Here is an 18,781-nt window from a genome sequence, read left to right as displayed (position 1 = left end):
AGCCATTATATCGGCTAATCTTAAAATGTAAATAATCAAAGTCTCTATTGCAAATCAAACCTAACTATAGTAATATCCTTAACATAGTCCAACGGTTACGGTTCCGCCGTCGCTAAAACTATGGCGGACAATGACGAGACTCGTTTCGTATTTCGTAATACGGTTATGACTTAAATTATCATCCCCTTCGGGGTGTAGCTCAGTTTGGCTAGAGCGCCTGGTTTGGGACCAGGAGGCCGTAGGTTCGAATCCTATCACCCCGATTTTTGCTGTAAAAAACGGCAAAAATCAGACATGCAAATAGTAGAAAAGTCGAATGGGTAAATATCCAGCCTCTGAAAAATCAAGACCGAGAATGATAAAAAAAATAATGTCTTTCGTTCTGACCCTTGCGGTTCTGGCAACTTTGGCTTACATCGCACGCTGTATCTATCCGGCCATCGTTACCATCAGAGAACTCCTAGCGGAAAATAAACAACTCAGACAGGCCATCACAAATCTTACAACCGAAGAGCAAATCGGATACGCAAAAATTATTTCGCAGGAAAAACGAAACGGCAAAACCTTTACAACAATGAAATTTGTCGAAACGGCAAGAAATAACAAACTCGAAAAGATACTCGAAAAAGAATATACCATCGAGGGTGATATTATTCACTTCGACGCCCTGATTGTAAAATTCGGCAATAAAATGGTAATGGACGGCAGAGTAAAAGCCCTGTACCTGTGGCGAAGAATTTACGGCGAAACAATGGCTCCGGAAAACGGATTTCCAATTGAAACGGCAGGAGCCGAGCCGGAAAGATATAAAGATATTTTCGAGAATCTGCCTTTAAGACACAAAGAACTATTCTGGACCAATATATGGGATTTGGCAAATAACCCCGATAAACTTCAGGAATACGATATCGAGGCGATTTACGGCAATGCGGTCTATTCGAAACTCCGGCCCGGCCTTATTTATATCTTCAAAATCAGCCCAACCGGGCAGGTTTATCCTGAAGTAGTTCCGGATATGTAGGAGAACGGACATTGGTTGCGGTTACGTTTTTAACCGCAAATTACACGGAATAACACAGATTTATTTTTAGCCACGAATGAACACGAATTATTATTTATCATTTTTTTGCAACTCAGGATATTTCCATACCCAAGTTATTTCTTCGGATTTGTAATTCTTAAAAATATCTCTCTTTGCAGTTTGAATTAAACTAAGTTTTGTATTGTCAATATTTTTTTTAAGCTCATCAATATCATCCTGACTTAACTTAAAGATATATTCACTCTTTTTATAATTAAATTTATTGGGTGATTGAAAATCAAATACTACGGTATATTTTCCTTCCCTCCAAATAAACTCGGAATTAAATAATTTGACAACCTCCGCAAATTCTTTTTCTGAAGTCAAATCTTCTATGTCTTTCTCCGTACGGAGTTTGCCAGAAATTTTTAATAATTGAAATTTGTCCAAAGCAACTTTTAAATTTTCTTTATACTTTGCTTTAAATTGCTCATGTTGAAACCTGACAAACGCCTGGGCGATACCTGTATGTAATACTCTAATTACTGTAGGAAGGTATGTCTTCTTGATAATAGACGTTGAGCCTAGGGGGTCTTGTATTTCACTTAGACTCTCAGAAAGACCTGCCCAAGCAAAAGTGTATGATGCTCCGCTTTCATGTTTAATCCTAATAGAAAATTTATTGAGAGTGATGTCTCTTTTTTCACTCAACAACGTAAGATTAATATTGAATATCGGTCCAAAAGTGGTGTATCCTATTTCTGGCTCAGTATGGAGGTAGAGTGAAATTTTAGGTTTTGCAAGAAACCAATATACCCATGTAACTATTTGCGGAGTCCAAGCAGCTGCACCAATTAGCGATACCCAATTCATTGCATCCATGATTTCACCTATTTTTCTGTTAATTTCTTTATTTGTCTTTTCCTTGTTGCCTCCTCAAAGTATTCAGACAAATTATAGCCTGAAAAAGAGGAAAAAGCAAAATAAATTCCCTGCAACTAACGCCCCGCCTCAAGCGGCGGGGGCTAAACAAAAAACCCCGATGTTAAAACAATCGGGGTTTTACGTTTTTTATTTCCCCGGGCATCCACCTTCGGTAAATCTACGGACGGACAGGCAGGTCCGGGGGTTAAGCAATTGGATTATTAATCCAATTTCATAGTCATTAAGAATTCGGCGTTTGTACGGCACTTGGCCAATCTGCTCTTGAGCAGTTCGACGGCCTCGACCGGATTCAATTCACTCAAAACTCTTCTTAACCTGTAAACAAGTTCAAGCTCCTTTGCATCGAGAAGCAATTCCTCACGCCTTGTGCCGGATTTGCTGATGTCAATCGCAGGATAAATTCTTCGCTCAACCAGTCTGCGGTCAAGATGCAATTCCATATTGCCCGTGGCCTTGAACTCTTCGAAAATAACTTCGTCCATCTTCGAGCCTGTATCGACAAGAGCGGTAGCGAAAATCGAAAGCGAGCCGCCCTCTTCGATATTACGTGCGGCACCGAAGAATTTTTTCGGCATCTGCATAGCGTTTGCGTCAACGCCGCCTGTCAGAATCTTGCCTGAATGCGGCACTTCGGTATTGTACGCACGGGCAAGTCTTGTGATTGAGTCGAGAAGGATTACGACGTCCTGGCCGTATTCGACCATACGTTTTGCTTTTTCGATAACCATTTCGGCGACCTGGCAATGTCTCGAAGCGGGTTCGTCGAATGTCGAGCTGATAACTTCGACATCGCGGGCGACTTTGCGCTCCATTTCGGTAACTTCCTCAGGACGCTCGTCGATAAGGAGAACAATCAGCCTGATTTCCGGATGGTTGGTACTTATCGAATTGGCGATTTTCTGGAGAAGTATGGTTTTGCCCGTTCTTGGCGGAGCGACGATAAGGCCGCGCTGTCCTTTTCCGACAGGCGTAATGAGGTCGATAATTCGCATATTGAGTTCATTGGTGCTTGTTTCGAGAATGAATCTTTGCTCCGGGTGGAGAGGCGTAAGGTCGCTGAAGTTGACCTTTTCAGAAAGCCTGTCAGGCTCTTCGAAGTTTATGGCCTCGACTCGCAGGAGAGCGAAATATTTTTCGGATTCCTTTGGCGGGCGAATCTGGCCGCTGACTACGGCGCCGGTACGAATGCCGAACCTTTTAATCTGGGAAGGCGAAACATATATATCGTCCGGGCTGGAAAGGTAATTGTAATCGGGATTGCGCAGGAAGCCGTAGCCGTCGGGGAGAACCTCAAGCACACCTTCGCCGTACATCAAGCCGTTCTGCTGGATACGCTCTTTGAGTATCTTGAAGATAAGCTCCTGCTTCTTCATACCAGTAAATTCTTTTACGCCTTCTCTTTTGCAGACCTCGTGGAGTTCGGCGACGGTCATTCTCTGAAGGTCGGTTATATGAAGGTTGCCGCGTTTGATGCGTTCATACTTGGCATGGGTCGACTCGAAATCGTTCTTTTTGTCGTGGTCGCCGTTCTCCGCTGTCCCGCCGTTATGGCCGTTGACGGCCGGTTTTTCAGACTCTTGGGCCGGGGCCGGTTCGACTTTAGGCTGAGGGGCGGCCTGAACTGGAGGCTGCTCGGTCTGTACCTGCTGCTGGGCCTCGGCCGGCTGTTCATCGGTATCGGTTTTCTTTACATACTTTCGCTTTTTTGGGGCTTTGTCTTCGGCTTTTATTGCTGCCTTAGCCATTTGAATTCCTTCCTAAAACTTTTGGATATTAGATTTTTGTCTCCGCCACCGGCGGATAAATTCGTATGTTTTAAAAAATAAAATGTTTTTTCTCTCTGTGTTCAAACTATGGACAACCATCACAGGGCAAAATCACAGTTTCTGGAAACACCTGTCACCGCAGGCAGATAAATCTGATTTGCCGTTATATTATGTAAAAATCAAATGTGATTTTACCGCTTCCGCTGATGTACTACAATACAACTTTAAATGCCTAATCTATTGATATTAAAGCGGGAAAAATCTCGCCGATCTGTTTAGTCAGCTCCGAAAGGCCATCATTATTGTCTAACATATAATGAGATATTTTTTGTTTTTTGTCCAGAGAAATTTGGAAATTTTCTCTTTTTTTTAGCTGATTTTGGTCAAAAAGGCCTTTTTCAGCGATTCTTTTGAGCCTTAAAGGCTCATCACATCTAACAAAAACAAGTTTATTACACCTTTTTTCCCAGCCAATTTCTAACAGTAAAGGCACATCGAGAACAATCGCCTTTACGTTTGCGTCATTTTGATACCGTTCTATCAGTTCTTCGGTTTTCTTCAGTACCGGCGGATGAATTATATCATTAATCGCCTTTACGGCGGCCGAGTCGCCAAAAACAGACTCTGCAAGGCCGGCCTTATCCACGTTTCCGGCTTTATCGAAAACCTTATCGCCGAATCGCTGACGGATTTGCCGTTTGATATCATCGGTTTGCAGGAACTCTTTGGCAATGGCATCGGCATCAATTACGGCACAGCCTCTGCTTTGGAGCTCTTTTGCGACGGTACTTTTGCCCGAGGCTATGGCGCCGAGTATTCCGATTATTGGTTTTTTGTTCATTTTTAGAAAAATAGCCACGAAGGCACTAAGACACTAAGTTTTAAAATATATATTATTTCTTCGTGCCTTTGCGTCTTAGTGGCTAAAAGAAGAAATGCCCAGGAGAGGACTTGAACCTCCATGAGCCGAAGCCCACCAGCCCCTCAAGCTGGCGCGTCTGCCAATTCCGCCACCTGGGCAAAGCCGAAGGCATATATTACCCTAAAAAATAACGGAATCAAGGGTATTTTAGAGGTTAAAAATTTCCGTAAAAACAGATGAATATATGATATTGACAATCAAAAACCTGTGAAATAGAATATCGGCAGTTATTAAATGCGAGTTACGGATGGCAAGTATTGATAATCATGTACGCTGGCTCGAGGAACAGCTAAAGCGGTGGGTCAATGGCGGAATCATTCAGGACGGCCAGGCTCAGGCTATCCGCGGTTTGTATCCCGCTCAGCAGGCCGCTCGGCCGTGGGCCCTGATTGTATTTTCCGGAATCGGGTCGGTAATTATCGGCCTGGGCGTAATACTGCTGTTCGCTTATAACTGGGACGATATGTCCAAGGCCGCCAAGCTCGGCACAATTTTTTCAGCTCTGATAATTTCGCATATCATCGGAATATCTGTCTTTCTGAAAAGCGAGCGTTTCGAAAAAATGGGCGAGGCGCTGACGATTTTAGGGACGATGCTTTTCGGGGCGGGAATCTGGCTGATAGCGCAAATATATCACATCGAAGAACATTTCCCCACAGCATTCTTTATCTGGGGACTCGGCGCTTTGGCGCTTGCGTGGACAATGCCGTCAATCGCACAGGCTATCGTCGCGGCGATATTGTTTACTATCTGGGTCATAGCGGAAGCCACTGCTTTTGATAATTCCATTCCTTACGCATTTATATTTATACTTTTATTGTTCCCACTGGCGTATAAGCAGCGTTCCAGTCTGCTGCTGGGCGTTTTGCTTATAGCTATGGCATTTTCAACTATTTTTATCGCTGCGAACACTGCCGAATCGGCAACTTTTCATTCGCTGTTAGGCCTGCTTGTTCTCTATGTAGCCATCGGCCTGATTCATCAGAAATTCAGCAGGCTTGAAAATTTCGCGCCTGTTTATTTTTTCATAGGTCTTGCAGGATATTTTTTAACACTGTTCGTGCTGAGTTTTCCGGATTTGAACAGAGAAACGCTCAAAGACGTTAAGATGTTCCCGAATATCAGCGTTGTACTTTACTGGCTGATACCTCTTGTGCTCGCGACTGCCTGCTGGGTTGTGGTTAGTAAAGATTTGATTAAAAAAATAAAATTAAAATATTACTCACCTGATTTGTTTTTGCTGCCTTTGGTGCTGATTTTCTTCTGCTGTTATTCACTGATGCCGGCAAAGATTTTTTACTGGCCTGTTACTGCGATATTTAACCTGGTATTCCTGGCGCATACGGGAATGCTGATGGCAAGGGGATGCAAGGAAGTAAACCCCGCACTGGCTATCGCGGGGGCCCTTCTGCTTGCGGCATTGACATTCGCAAGATTTACAGACCTTTTTGAAAGTCTGGCGACACGGGGCGTAATATTTATCGTTGTCGGTATTATACTTTTCAGTCAGGGATTTTTCTATATCCGAACCAAAAAGAGGATAAAGGAACAGGCCCTATGAGGAAATGGCTTATAATTATTGTCGCGGCTTTGCAGGTCGCCGTTCTGGCGCAGATGGCGGGCCAGCGCGAACTGGTAGTCAGGAACGGCAAAACAATATACCTGCGAACAGCACCGGTCGACCCGAGAGATTTATTCCGCGGAGATTATGTAAGCCTGGTTTATGAAATATCGAGCGTTCCCAAAAGCCTTCTCAGGGGCGGTCTTGCTGAAAATAAATGCAAACAAGGAATGCGCGTCTATGCCGTGCTCGATGCCAATCAGGATAATTTATGCCAATTGTTATATGTTACAGATAAAAAACCAAGGGAAGGGTTATTCATCCGAGGCAGAGTCGGCCGTGAGTATGTTGAAAGTTCTTCTATCCGAGTCCTCTATGGCATCGAAGCCTATTTTACGCAGCAGGGTAAAGGAAAACAATTAGAACGAGGCCGAAGACAGGAAGAAATTCAGATACCATTAGAGATGGAACTTAAACTGGGGACAAACGGTATAGCTGTTTTGAGGGGACACCGTTATAGTCCTTTGGGGATAGACATTGAGACCGAGCACAAACTGAGCGAAAGAGGCAGACAGCCGATAACAGGAATTAAGGTAAAAATGCTCAACGCCTCTGATAAACCGCTTGCGATTGTTGACCTGCCGCATGGCAGAGCTTTCGTGCTCGAACCCGATTCGACAGAATTTAGAACAAATAACTGGGAATGGGTCAATAAAGACGCTGCGCAGAAACAGATCGAGAACGGCGACCTGAAAATATTACAGCCGGGCGAAATATACGAAACGCATATAGATATCAACGATTCCTACTGGTTTGTAAAGTCAGGCGACCAAACCCCGCGAACAATCAGCGGATTAGGTAATTGGAACGATAGTTTTCGCTTAGTTTACCGCCCTGCTCCAAAAGAAGCCTGCGCACATCTGGAAAAAGCAGAGCTTATATGGCATGGTTATTTATCATCAAGAACTTTCACGGGGTTATCCTGGTAAACTATCTTTGATGCTATCTGGCTTGTGTCAGATGCTTATGGGCATTTTGCAATTTCTGCAAAAAATTGTTACGCCTGAACGCTGTGGTCCATTTCTTCAAAACAATCCAGCCGCCAAACCGAATCAGGCTGTTTCGCCAAGGACGGTACCACTTCTGCCAGCCAAGCTGAATGTTATGGAGAAAGAAAATAATGGCGGGAAATGAAAATGTATTTACCGCTATGAGAAACATATATTTGAACCTGTAGAACCTGCCCATAATTTTTTTTGCGCAGGTATGTATTTGTTCGGCAGTCATAGGTTCGTCCGGCTCGAATAAAGGAAAATTGCCGTCGTAATACTCCCAGCCGATATCCTGTCGCGGATAAATCCTGTTCTGCCGCGATAGTCTCTGCCTCAATTCCGTGCCGGGAAGAGGAACAGGAAGCATTACCTGAACCGTATCGATTTTGGCCCTTGCGATAAAATTCTTATAGCCCCTGACACGTTCCTCTACGGGTATATCGAGACCGATTTTCTCCTTCAGCGGATAACCAAAGATAAACATACCATGCACCAAAAATCCGAATTTGCGAAATACCCTTGCCCATGAGACCATCTCGGAAGAACTCATATGCTTATTCATTGCTTTTAATTCCGCATCGATAGGCGATTCAAAACCGATGGCGACCGTCTGAACCCCCGCACGCTGCATCGCGGAAAGCAGCTCGGTATCGCGAGCCTTGTCCAGTCTTATCTGAACGGTTATGTCCAGCCTTCGCCTTATCCGCCTTTCGTAATCGGCGAGCAGATTGCAGAGCCTTATCGTCTCATCGCGCTGCTGGCCGAAGAGGTCGTCAACTATAAAAAAATGTTTTGCATTTCTCGTCTCGACAAGAGAAGCGATGTGCTCAAGTAAACGCTCCGGCTCGGCGTGTCTCGGCTTGCCCCTGACTGTGCAAAATTCACAATCCATACCGCAGCCGCGTATTCTCTCGACAGGATAAATTTTCATATTCGCATAGCGAACCAGAGAAAAATCTGGCAAAGGCAGTTTATCGAAATCTGTCAACGCCTCTCTTTTGGCGGTAATAATAATTTTGCCGTCTTTGACATACGCGATGCCTTTTACGCTGCCGGCGTCCCTGCCGGTTTCTATTGCCTCCAACAATTCGGTAATTGCTTCTTCCGCTTCGCCAAAAACAATATAATCAATTCCTCTGGAGAACGCCTCGGATATGTTATCTTCCACGAAATGCTGACCGCCTGCTATCGTAACGACGCCTTTGTTTTTGTAAAACTGAGACATTTGATAGAGCCGGGGAATGGTGCTGGTCAGGCCGCCATAAAGGCCGACAACATCGGCGGGTCTTTGCAGTTGTAAGAATTCATGGTCTGCGCCACCGGTTTCGGATACAGGGCCGAATCGGCCGAGATTATTTTCGTCTATAACCTCGACATCCCATTTGGCCATTTTATTTGCGGCGCTGGCAACGCAAACAGGCCCCAATGCGGTTGTCTTTACGGCAATATGCGAATAAATATTAAAGGCCGGATAAGCCGGTATGACTATTCTGAATCGATATCTGTGTCCGGATAAATCAAACACGATAAAACCCTATATATGTATTTTTTGATTTACATAGTCCCCTGATGCATAACACCTGAAAACAGCTTACGACGCCAAATAACAAAAATCAAGAATTTTTTAAGCTATTTATAAAATGCGGCTATTACAAAGATTATCCAGATAATAACCCCCGCGATAAATTTTGCGCCCAGACCGACAAACTGTCCCATGCCTGCACCTGTCGCGGTTCTGATGGACTTTTTGAACTCTGTGCCGGCTTTTCTTTCGACAATTAAAACCGCCAGTGCCGCTCCGAGAGCGGAGCCAAGCAGTGTTCCAAGAATTGGAATCGGTATAATAATTGTGCCGATTACAGCACCGATTACAGCGCCGATAATCGCCGCGACCATTGTTTTTTTGCTTCCGCCGGCGGCCTTTGTTCCGGCGGCGCCGGAGATGAATTCCAAAATCTCGCCGATAACCGCTATAACTACCGCGGCTATTATCGTATAAACGCTGAAAATATTTTTTTGCCATAAGGCGAAGAGAATTGCTGTAACAATCATCAGCCAGTTTCCCGGCAGATAAAAAAACACCAGCCCGAGCCAAAAGGCATTGACAAACATTAACAAAACCAGCCACAAATATATCATAGCTCTTTATTTTACCGCTACTGCAACCTGTCCGTTCTTTTTCTGTGTAAATAATGAAACGATAACCAGAGTTATAAAACTAAGCGGTATGGATATTATTCCCGGCTGATTCAGATGGAAAGGAGCCTGCGATCTTAAAAGGCCGTATCTTTCGAACATATCCGGTGAAATCAGAATCAGGCCTACAGCGGCAATAATGCCGACTGTTATCGAAGCGATGATGCCGGAGGCAGTGGTTTTCTTCCAGAACAGCAGCATTATTATTGCCGGCAGATTCGCGGAGGCCGCGACAGCGAAAGCCCAGCCGACAAGATAAGATACATTCATACCTTTAAATACAATGCCGAGAATTATCGCAATAAGACCGACGGTAAACGCGGCGGCTTTGCCGATTATGACTTTCTGTCTTTCATTAAACTGCAGATTATAAAACCTGTCGAGCAAATCATGCGCGACCGCGCCGGATGCGGCGATAATCAGACCGCTTACCGTACCGAGAACGGTTGCAAAAGCAATCGCTGAAATAATCGCAAACAGAAACGTATTAAACGACCGGGCAAGCAGTGGAGCCGACATATTATCGCTGAACGGATTTACCACACTGTTGACCATCGCGCCAAGACCCATATACAGTGTGAGAATATAGAAAAAGCCAATAGTCGCAATTGCGACAATAGTTGACTTACGCGCACAGGCGGGACTGGGTACAGTATAATATCTTATAAGAATATGCGGCAGCGCAGCAGTTCCGCAGAAAAGCGCAAGCATAAGAGAAACAAAATCAAGCCGCTGCAGTATTGATCCTTCTACCTCGAATTTAAGCCCCGGCCTCATTATTTTATTGCCTGGAGTCTCTACCGGAGCGAAAAGCGTTACCATATGGTCACCATCGCTGAAGACCGCCGCCTTTTTCCATCGCTTTACGATTGTATCTTTATCGGATAACAGCGAAAGCATTTTAAACATACCCACCGGACCAGTGTTGGCCTCTTTGCCTGATTTGCCTGCGATTTGTACCAGACTTCCGAGCTGCAGTTCGTTATTATTCTCAATGCCGTTAATAAATCTGGTTCCATCGCCTCGAATTGTTTCAGAAGCGGTTTCAACCAGTTCGATTGTCTCATTATTTTTATTTACCTGCCACCATGTAAACCTGTCCTTTTCCTTAAGTTTGACAAAATTGACAGAAAGCTCGCCAGCAGAAGTTGTACTTGCCTGCTGAGCGGCAAATGTGAATCCGGCCGAGGCGGGTTCAATCCTTCCATTTTGGCGTAAACCGGGAATTTTTCTATAATCATAATATGGGTTTTTTCCGCCATGGTCGGGCTGTGTCGTCAACCCCCGATGACAAACAGCGATAACGAGAATTGTGGAAAATATAAGCAAAAGAGCGCCTTTAAGAAATTGTACATAAGTCGTGGACTTCATACCGGCGGTCGCGACAATAATTATAACGATAGTTCCGACCATAATAACCCCAACGGCGTGAGGCAGACCCAAAAGAGGCGTAACCAGGACACCCGCCCCAACCATTTGCGGAATTAGATAGCAAATAGAAACTATAAGCGTGCTGATACCCGCTACGAGCTGAATGCCCGGCGAATTAAAGGTCGAATCAAGCGCATCGGTGAATGTATATTTCCCCAGACGTTTCATCGGCTCTGCGACAACAAAGAGCGCGACTATCCAGCCGGCAAGATAACCAATCGAATATAAAAATCCGTCGTAGCCGACAACCGCAATCATACCACAAATGCCGAGAAACGACGCCGCGGAAAGATAATCGCCGGCAAAGGAAACTCCGTTTACAGCCCAGTGAATCTGACCGCCTGCCGTATAAAAACCGCTTGCGGATTTGGTTTGCCTGGCAAAATAGAACGATAAAAATAATACGAAAATTACGAAAGTTGCGAAAATAATAAATGCCATTACTTTTGTCCTCCTTCTGCCGCGTTTTTACTTTCCCGCCGTTCCTGACACGTACAGAGATGATTGTAAATCATCGCGAGAATAAGGGCGAAAATTATCAATCCTAATCCGTAGACAACCGCAAGGTTCTGCCCGAATATTATTTGTTTTTCCATTAAAACCGGTTTCGCCACATTCACGGCGACAAAACCGGCGTAAATAACAGCGTAGATGACAAACATTAATATCCCAAGTTTGCTTTTATAGCCTACTGCGTAATTGGGATTGTCTGTCTTGGAAGGCTCGTGAAACATAATATCCTCCTTAAAATAAGATTTTCAGCCTGAATTTATGATTACAGAACGCTTAAAATCAGGGGGATAGTACAAAATCACAATAATCAGGTCAAGTTAAATCCCTGTTTTCACAAAAGTTTACAGAATGAACCATTTCAGATATAATGTTTATCTGGTTACTGTGTTTTTTACGTTTTTTTTGGAGCAGAAAATGAAAAAAATATTGCTGATTGCCATATTGGTGTTTTGCGGCGGATGCCTGACAAACAGGTATGACAGGATTACACAGACATCTACCATAGACGCCCTGCTGGCCGGTGCTTATGACGGACAAATGACCTGTCGGCAATTGCTGACTTACGGCGATTTCGGCATCGGCACATTCGACAAACTCGACGGTGAAATGGCAATCCTGGACGGCAGGATTTATCAAATTAAATCCGACGGCAAAGTTTATCGCCCCGTCTCTGACATCAAAACGCCTTTCGCAACAGTCTGTAATTTTAAACCAGATACGCAATTTAAAATTCAAACGGCAGATTTCAAAACCGTCGAATCTATTATCGACGAAAAAGTTCCAAACCAGAACCAGTTTTTAGCAGTTAAAATTTCCGGAACTTTTAAACATATAAAAGTGCGAAGCGTTCCCGCACAGCAAAAACCTTATCCGCCTTTGGCTGAGGTTGCCAAAACCCAGCCGGTTTTTGAAATCAATGACGTAACAGGCACAATCGTCGGTTTCAGGACTCCGCCTTTCGTAAAAGGTCTGAACGTCCCCGGCTGCCATTTCCATTTTCTAAGCAGCGATTTCACACAAGGCGGTCATATCCTGGATTTTGAACTTGCTTCGGGTAAATGCGAAATAGACAAATGCAATGAGTTTTTACTGATTTTGCCTAAAGACGATTCGCTGAAAAATATTGATTTATCGAAAGATAAATCGGAAGAGCTTCAAAAGGTCGAGAAATAAAAAAACCGGCGGAATAAATCCGCCGGCGTGTTTATATAAAACAATTTAATCGTCAAAAGTTATTTGCCGCCCTGTCCAGGACCGCCCGGTCTTCGCGGCATATTCGGGTCACCGGGACGCCTCTGCGGCCTTTTCATTTCAGTATACGATTCAACAGTCACCCATTTTACTCCATCTTTGGTTTCCACGGTGCCTTTGACAACAACAATTTTATTTGCCATAGTTTCGCCAAGCTCTTTGCCTTTTGCGTCAAGAACAACATTCCATATACCGCGTCTTGGATGTTCAATTTTGACAGCGGTAACAGCACCATCGGCGTCTTTTTCAACGACTACTCTGCCCCTGATAGCATTCGGGTCAAACATCGGTCTTTTCGGCATATTCGGGTCAGCAGCCTTTGAAACGCCGACAAATACAAATCCAACAACCGCAACCATAAGAATTAACGTAATTAACTTTTTCATTTTTTAAAACTCCTAAATTAAAATGCCTATTTCTATCTTGGTTTCACGTTTTTTTCACAAAAACAGTATTTTTTATCGTCTACCTTCCTTTCTTTTATGACATACAGCATTATAGACGTTTTCAGCAGACCAAATATTGCATAAAGAAAAAAACAAAAAACCCCAATATATGTTTAATATTGAGGTTTTTATTCTTGCCCGCACCTTACACAAGGTTAATAATACTATTTTTTAGGTGCATTCGGGTCATTAGGGTCACATTTATTCGGCTCTGCAACCTTTTTGCACCCGCTGAAATTTACTATAACAGAGGCTTTAGGTACATTAGGATCATTCGGTTCAACCGCATTCGGCTCGGCAGCATCTGCAAACCAGCTAATCTCAGTTTTAGGTGCATTAGGATCTGCAGGTGCATTGGGGTCGGGCGTATTTGGGCACTTGCCAACATTTTTAAAACCAACAGCAACAAACGCAACTACTGCCAAAACAAGAGTTAATACAACTAATTTTTTCATTTTAAATCTCCCTGCTTAAATTGCCCATTTTAACATTATCTATACACATTAATTTTGTACAATTTGCAAAAACAAATGTATTTTTTACCGCCGCCTCATCACTTCCTTTCTCTCCCTTAAAAAAGTAATTCTTTAATCCGTATATACAATGAAACTCGACATTATAATACTTATAAAAACGACTTCAATAAGAAAAATGTTAAAAAAAATCCCGTACCCAGAGCCTCCGGATACGGGATTTCTGATTTTTCTATGTCAATTTTTATGTCGGAATAATTTTTATTTTATATCCGCGTGATATTCCTGCAGGGATTTAACCTTTCCTTTGCCTTTTTGAACAGCTTCGATTCCTTTTGCGCTGGCGACTGCAGCGGCAATAGTCGTTATATAAGGAATCTTATGCTTTATCGCGGCTTTTCTAATATAAGAATCGTCGTACTGGCTGGTTTTGCCGGCAGGCGTATTTATCAGGAGCTGTATTTCACCGTTCTTTATAGCGTCGATAATATTCGGCCTGCCCTCCTGCATCTTGTTTATTCTCTCGACCTTGACATTGTTTTGCGTCAGATACTGATATGTTCCGCCGGTAGCTAAAATCTTGAAGCCGAGTTTCGCAAGACTTTTTGCGACATTAACAACGCTGGGCTTATCCGCGTCATTTACAGTAATAAGCGTAGTTCCTTTGCTCGGCAGCGTTTGTTTGGCGGCATCTTCAGCCTTATAAAACGCAAGTCCGAACGAATCCGCCATGCCGAGTACTTCGCCGGTCGAACGCATCTCAGGACCGAGTATCGGGTCAACCTCCGGGAACATATTAAACGGAAATACAGATTCTTTTACGCCGAAGTGCGGGAACTTTTTCGGCTTCAGTTTCAGGTCTGATATTTTTTTGCCTAACATCAATTGCGTTGCGAGTCTGGCCATCTGTATTCCGCAAACTTTTGAAACCAGCGGTACAGTTCTCGACGCTCTCGGGTTAGCCTCAAGAACATAAACCATATCGTCGGCAATGGCATACTGCATATTCATCAGGCCGATGACATTAAGTTTGGTCGCGATTTTTCTCGTATATTCATAAATAGTATCGAGATGTTTCTGCTCAATGCTTATCGGCGGAATAACACAGGCTGAGTCGCCGGAGTGGATTCCCGCAAGCTCAATATGTTCCATAACCGCAGGCACAAAAGCATCTGTACCGTCGGCAAGCGCATCCGCTTCGCATTCGATCGCGTTTTCGAGGAATTTATCGATAAGTATCGGCCTTTCAGGCGTTACGCCCACGGCCGCGTCAACGTATCGTTTAAGCATTTCTACGTCGTGGACGACTTCCATACCGCGTCCGCCGAGGACATAAGACGGCCGAACCATCAAAGGATAACCGATTTGAGCGGCAACTTTGGCGGCCTCGTCAAATGTGCTTGCCATACCGGAAGCCGGCATTGGTATATCAAAACTTTCCATCTTGACCCGGAACCTGTCGCGGTCTTCGGCAAGGTCGATACTCTCAACAGAAGTGCCGAGAATTTTTACGCCAGCTTTGGCCAGTTCCGCCGCGATATTCAAAGGCGTTTGTCCGCCGAACTGGCAGATTACGCCTATCGGTTTTTCCTTTTCATAAATACTCAATACATCTTCAACGGTCAAAGGTTCAAAGTAAAGTTTATCGCTCGTATCGTAATCTGTTGATACTGTTTCCGGGTTGCAGTTTACCATAATGGTTTCGTAACCTGCATCGCGAAGCGCGAATGCCGCGTGAACGCAGCAGTAGTCAAACTCAATGCCCTGACCGATTCTGTTCGGGCCGCCGCCGAGTACCATAATTTTCTTTTTATCGCTTACGGCGACAGTATCCGGAGCGTTATAGCTGGAATAATAATACGCAGCATTTTCAACGCCGCTGACAGGCACAGCGTGCCAGCCTTCGACAACGCCCAGACCTGTCCGCTGCTTCCTGATATTTTCTTCTTTTACGTTCAGTAATTGCGCCAGATATTTATCAGCAAAGCCGTCTTTCTTGGCTTTTGTCAGAAGTTTGTCGGGCAGTTGTTTGCCTTTGTATTTGAGGATTTCCTCTTCAAGCTCGACAAGTTCCTTCATCTGCTGCAAAAAGTGCGGCTTGATATATGTCTTTTCGTAGAGGGCCTGAATATCGGCGCCTTTCCTAATGGCTTCGTACATTATGAATTGTCTCTCACTCGTCGGGTCTCTGAGCATATCCATAAGTTCAGGTAACGATTTTTTATTGAAATCCTTTGCAAAGCCCAGGCCATATCTGCCGTTTTCGAGCGAGCGGATAGCCTTTTGGAACGCTTCCTTGTAGTTTTTGCCGATGCTCATAACTTCGCCGACGGCTCTCATCTGCGTGCCGAGCTTATCCTGAACGCCTTTGAATTTTTCAAACGCCCATCGCGCGAACTTCACAACTACATAATCGCCGCTCGGCGTGTATTTTTCGAGTGTCCCGTCTCTCCAATATGGGATTTCATCGAGCGTAAGACCGCCTGCGAGCATTGACGAGACCATAGCAATTGGAAATCCGGTAGCTTTTGAGGCAAGAGCGCTTGAGCGGCTGGTTCGCGGGTTAATTTCGATAACGACTACTCTTCCGGTTTTCGGGTCGTGAGCGAACTGGATATTAGTTCCGCCGATAACCTGAATAGCCTCGACGATATCATAAGAATACTTTTGCAGTTTTTTCTGGAGTTTCGCATCGATTGTCAGCATCGGAGCGGTACAATACGAATCGCCGGTATGAACGCCCATCGCATCGACGTTTTCGATGAAGCAAACTGTAATCATCTGGTTCCTGGCGTCGCGAACGACTTCCAGTTCCAACTCTTCCCAGCCGAGTACGGATTCTTCAATCAGGATTTGTCCGACGAGACTTGCCGAGATACCTCTGCTCGCTACAACCCGAAGTTCTTCAATGTTGTACACTAATCCGCCGCCGGTTCCGCCCATAGTATATGCCGGCCGGACAACTACCGGGTATCCAAGTTCTTCAGCTACTTTTTCAGCTTCTTCAACGGTGTAAGCCGGTGCGCTTTTGGGCATATCAATGCCGAGTTTGTTCATTGTGTTTTTGAATTCGATTCTGTCTTCGCCGCGTTCGATTGCGTCAACATTTACGCCGATAACTTTTACGCCGTATTTTTCCAGCACGCCGGCCTTGCTGAGTTCCGAAACGAGATTAAGTGCGCTTTGGCCGCCGAGATTGGGCAAAAGACCGTCAGGACGTTCTTTTTTGATGATTTCGGTCATCGCCTCAAGCGTTAACGACTCAATATATGTGAAATCCGCCATTCCTGGGTCGGTCATAATCGTGGCGGGATTTGAATTGGCGAGAACTATTTTATAGCCCAGCTTTCGCAGAGCCTTGCAGGCCTGTGTGCCGGAATAGTCGAATTCGCAGGCCTGGCCGATGACTATCGGGCCGGAACCTATTATCATGACTTTCGTTATGTCATTTCTTCTTGGCATCTTATCCTCCCTGAAAAAGCTACAAATTTGTGGCAACAGAAGACAATTTTGTGGAAATTATAGACAATTTCGTAAGCATATAAAGCAAAAAATTACATAAATTTCAAGCTGCCGGGGTATAAACGGGGAAATATTGCAGAATCCGAATTACAAAATGGAGATTCGAGGAGTAATCTAAAAAAAAATTCTTTATTAAACTCTTCCTACGACGAGGCAGCAATTGTGGCCGCCGAAGCCGAATGAATTGCTCGCCGCGTAATTAATCTTTCTTTCTTTTGCGACTTTAGGCACAAAATCCAGTTTGGTGTCGCAGGCGGGGTCAACATTATCAAGATTGATTGTAGGATGGATTATCGAAGTTTCTATCATCTTGCAGGTCGCTACCAGTTCAATCGCTCCGCTTGCACCGAGCGAATGACCAAGCATACTCTTTGTCGAGCTGATTGAAAGTTTATAGGCGTGCTGGCCGAAGACTTTCTTTATCGCCAGCGACTCTGCGGCATCGTTAAGCTCTGTGCTTGTGCCGTGGGCGTTAATATAATCGAATTTTTCCTTCTCAACGCCGGCCTGTTTAATCGCAATTTCCATCGCTCTTGCGGCACCTTCACCGTCCGGAGGCGGAGCGGTTATGTGATGAGCATCGGCCGTTGCGCCATAGCCGAGAAGCTCGGCGTAAATTTTTGCGCCGCGTTTTTTAGCATGTTCATATTCTTCAAGAACAACTATACCGGCACCTTCGGCAAGAACAAAACCGTCACGGCCGATATCGAACGGCCTCGAAGCGAGCTGCGGTTCATCGTTTCTGGTACTCAATGACCTTAATGCACAAAAAGAACTAAGGCCGACCGGGGAAACGGCTGCTTCTGAGCCGCCGGTTACCATAACATCGCTGCGGCCTGAAATGATATTATAAAGCGCCTCGCCGATGGAATGCGAAGAAGAGGCACAAGCGGTAACGACACAGAAGTTCGGGCCTTTAAGGCCATACATCATCGAAATCGTACCGCAGGCAGCGTTGCCCATAAGTTTTGGAACAGTGAAAGGCGAAACAGAGCGGGGACCTTTGTTCAGCAGACGAATGTGCTGCGTCTCAATTTCCTGGATGCCGCCTATGCCGGACCCGACAATCGTACCACAACGTTCGAGGTCTTCTTTCGAGAAATCGATTCCGCTGTCTTTGACCGCCTGCACTGCAGAGGCTACCGCAAGCTGGCAGAAACGGTCCATCCGTTTGCCTTCGCGGTGGTCAACGAATTTGGTAATGTCGAAATCCTTTAACACACCTGCAAACCTGACCGGGTACTGCGAAACATCGAAACTTTCTATGTTCGAAACGCCGCTTTTGCCCCTGCATGCCAAGTCAAAGAAGACATCTACGGAGTCTCCAAGAGGTGTGGCACAGCCCAGGCCCGTTATAACTACTCGCCGTTTGTTCATCATAACTGCCTGTTGTTATCCCTGATCTTTTTGCTTCAATACCGAAACGATGTAATCGATAGCGGCGCCGACGGTCTGAATCTTTTCAGCCTCTTCGTCTGGTATGCTCGTATCGAACTCATCTTCAAACTCCATAACAAGCTCAACTGTGTCCAGAGAGTCCGCGTTAAGGTCGTTGATAAACGATGTCTCACGGGTAATTTCAGACTCATCTGTACCCATTTGCTCTGCAACAATCTTAATAACCTTTTTTTCAATACTTTGGACGTCAATACTCACTTTTCGTCTCCTTGAATAAATAAATT

General features: G+C 44.8%; 16 protein-coding genes and 2 tRNA genes. 5 read left to right on the top strand and 13 right to left on the bottom strand.

Going from position 1 to position 18,781, the window contains the following annotated elements; translation table 11 throughout:
* Window positions 1-188 precede the first annotated feature (188 nt).
* A tRNA-Pro gene (locus WC496_02195) sits at window positions 189-263 on the top strand.
* Window positions 264-316: 53 nt separating this feature from the next.
* Entirely contained in the window at window positions 317-1,021 is a 705-nt protein-coding gene (locus WC496_02190) for a hypothetical protein (protein ID MFA5291827.1), read from the top strand.
* A gap of 90 nt (window positions 1,022-1,111) precedes the next feature.
* Here WC496_02190 and WC496_02185 read toward each other — a convergent pair whose 3' ends face one another.
* The 4 genes from WC496_02185 to WC496_02170 all read right to left on the bottom strand — a co-directional run bounded on the left by WC496_02185 (window position 1,112) and on the right by WC496_02170 (window position 4,752).
* On the bottom strand, window positions 1,112-1,903 hold the full coding sequence (locus WC496_02185; GenBank protein MFA5291826.1) for a hypothetical protein: 792 nt from the start codon (window positions 1,901-1,903) through the stop codon (window positions 1,112-1,114).
* A gap of 263 nt (window positions 1,904-2,166) precedes the next feature.
* Window positions 2,167-3,711 (bottom strand): transcription termination factor Rho, encoded by a 1,545-nt coding sequence (gene rho, locus WC496_02180; protein ID MFA5291825.1) that lies wholly within the window; start codon window positions 3,709-3,711, stop codon window positions 2,167-2,169.
* A 253-nt stretch (window positions 3,712-3,964) separates the two neighbouring features.
* On the bottom strand, window positions 3,965-4,573 hold the full coding sequence (gene coaE / locus WC496_02175; GenBank protein ID MFA5291824.1) for a dephospho-CoA kinase: 609 nt from the start codon (window positions 4,571-4,573) through the stop codon (window positions 3,965-3,967).
* A gap of 95 nt (window positions 4,574-4,668) precedes the next feature.
* A tRNA-Leu gene (locus WC496_02170) sits at window positions 4,669-4,752 on the bottom strand.
* A 149-nt stretch (window positions 4,753-4,901) separates the two neighbouring features.
* On the opposite strand from WC496_02170, the gene WC496_02165 reads away from it, so the two are divergent.
* Together WC496_02165 and WC496_02160 are read left to right on the top strand one after the other, a co-directional pair.
* On the top strand, window positions 4,902-6,215 hold the full coding sequence (locus WC496_02165) for a DUF2157 domain-containing protein (protein ID MFA5291823.1): 1,314 nt from the start codon (window positions 4,902-4,904) through the stop codon (window positions 6,213-6,215).
* Window positions 6,212-7,204 (top strand): GDYXXLXY domain-containing protein, encoded by a 993-nt coding sequence (locus WC496_02160; protein MFA5291822.1) that lies wholly within the window; start codon window positions 6,212-6,214, stop codon window positions 7,202-7,204. The genes WC496_02165 and WC496_02160 overlap by 4 nt, the downstream gene beginning before the upstream one ends.
* Window positions 7,205-7,217: 13 nt before the next feature.
* On the opposite strand, the gene WC496_02155 is transcribed toward WC496_02160, so the two are convergent.
* From WC496_02155 to WC496_02140, 4 genes are all read right to left on the bottom strand, one after another.
* Entirely contained in the window at window positions 7,218-8,792 is a 1,575-nt protein-coding gene (locus WC496_02155; protein ID MFA5291821.1) for a radical SAM protein, read from the bottom strand.
* Between the two features lie 104 nt (window positions 8,793-8,896).
* On the bottom strand, window positions 8,897-9,406 hold the full coding sequence (locus tag WC496_02150; protein MFA5291820.1) for a DUF456 domain-containing protein: 510 nt from the start codon (window positions 9,404-9,406) through the stop codon (window positions 8,897-8,899).
* Between the two features lie 6 nt (window positions 9,407-9,412).
* Entirely contained in the window at window positions 9,413-11,335 is a 1,923-nt protein-coding gene (locus WC496_02145) for a cation acetate symporter (GenBank protein MFA5291819.1), read from the bottom strand.
* The gene (locus WC496_02140; GenBank protein MFA5291818.1) at window positions 11,335-11,628 is read right to left on the bottom strand and encodes a DUF485 domain-containing protein; all 294 of its coding nucleotides are present in this window, start codon (window positions 11,626-11,628) and stop codon (window positions 11,335-11,337) included. The genes WC496_02145 and WC496_02140 overlap by 1 nt, the downstream gene beginning before the upstream one ends.
* A gap of 193 nt (window positions 11,629-11,821) precedes the next feature.
* On the opposite strand from WC496_02140, the gene budA reads away from it, so the two are divergent.
* Window positions 11,822-12,580, top strand: a complete 759-nt coding sequence (gene budA, locus WC496_02135; GenBank protein ID MFA5291817.1) for an acetolactate decarboxylase — start codon at window positions 11,822-11,824, stop codon at window positions 12,578-12,580.
* Window positions 12,581-12,639: 59 nt separating this feature from the next.
* Here the strand turns inward: budA and WC496_02130 are convergent, their stop codons facing one another.
* The 5 genes from WC496_02130 to acpP form a co-directional block, all read right to left on the bottom strand.
* Window positions 12,640-13,044: a hypothetical protein gene (locus tag WC496_02130; protein ID MFA5291816.1), complete on the bottom strand. Its 405-nt coding sequence runs from the start codon at window positions 13,042-13,044 to the stop codon at window positions 12,640-12,642.
* Window positions 13,045-13,268: 224 nt separating this feature from the next.
* Window positions 13,269-13,559, bottom strand: a complete 291-nt coding sequence (locus WC496_02125; GenBank protein ID MFA5291815.1) for a hypothetical protein — start codon at window positions 13,557-13,559, stop codon at window positions 13,269-13,271.
* A 279-nt stretch (window positions 13,560-13,838) separates the two neighbouring features.
* Window positions 13,839-17,039: a carbamoyl-phosphate synthase large subunit gene (gene carB / locus WC496_02120; protein ID MFA5291814.1), complete on the bottom strand. Its 3,201-nt coding sequence runs from the start codon at window positions 17,037-17,039 to the stop codon at window positions 13,839-13,841.
* A gap of 192 nt (window positions 17,040-17,231) precedes the next feature.
* The gene (gene fabF, locus WC496_02115) at window positions 17,232-18,476 is read right to left on the bottom strand and encodes a beta-ketoacyl-ACP synthase II (GenBank protein ID MFA5291813.1); all 1,245 of its coding nucleotides are present in this window, start codon (window positions 18,474-18,476) and stop codon (window positions 17,232-17,234) included.
* 15 nt (window positions 18,477-18,491) lie between these two features.
* Window positions 18,492-18,749, bottom strand: coding sequence for an acyl carrier protein (gene acpP / locus WC496_02110; protein ID MFA5291812.1), 258 nt, complete (start codon window positions 18,747-18,749; stop codon window positions 18,492-18,494).
* Window positions 18,750-18,781 lie beyond the last annotated feature (32 nt).

The organism is Phycisphaerae bacterium, from assembly GCA_041652575.1.
Taxonomy (GTDB): domain Bacteria; phylum Planctomycetota; class Phycisphaerae; order Sedimentisphaerales; family UBA12454; genus UBA12454.
The sequence above is the reverse complement of the archived record's forward strand: the minus strand, read 5'-3'. Positions and strand labels throughout refer to the sequence as shown.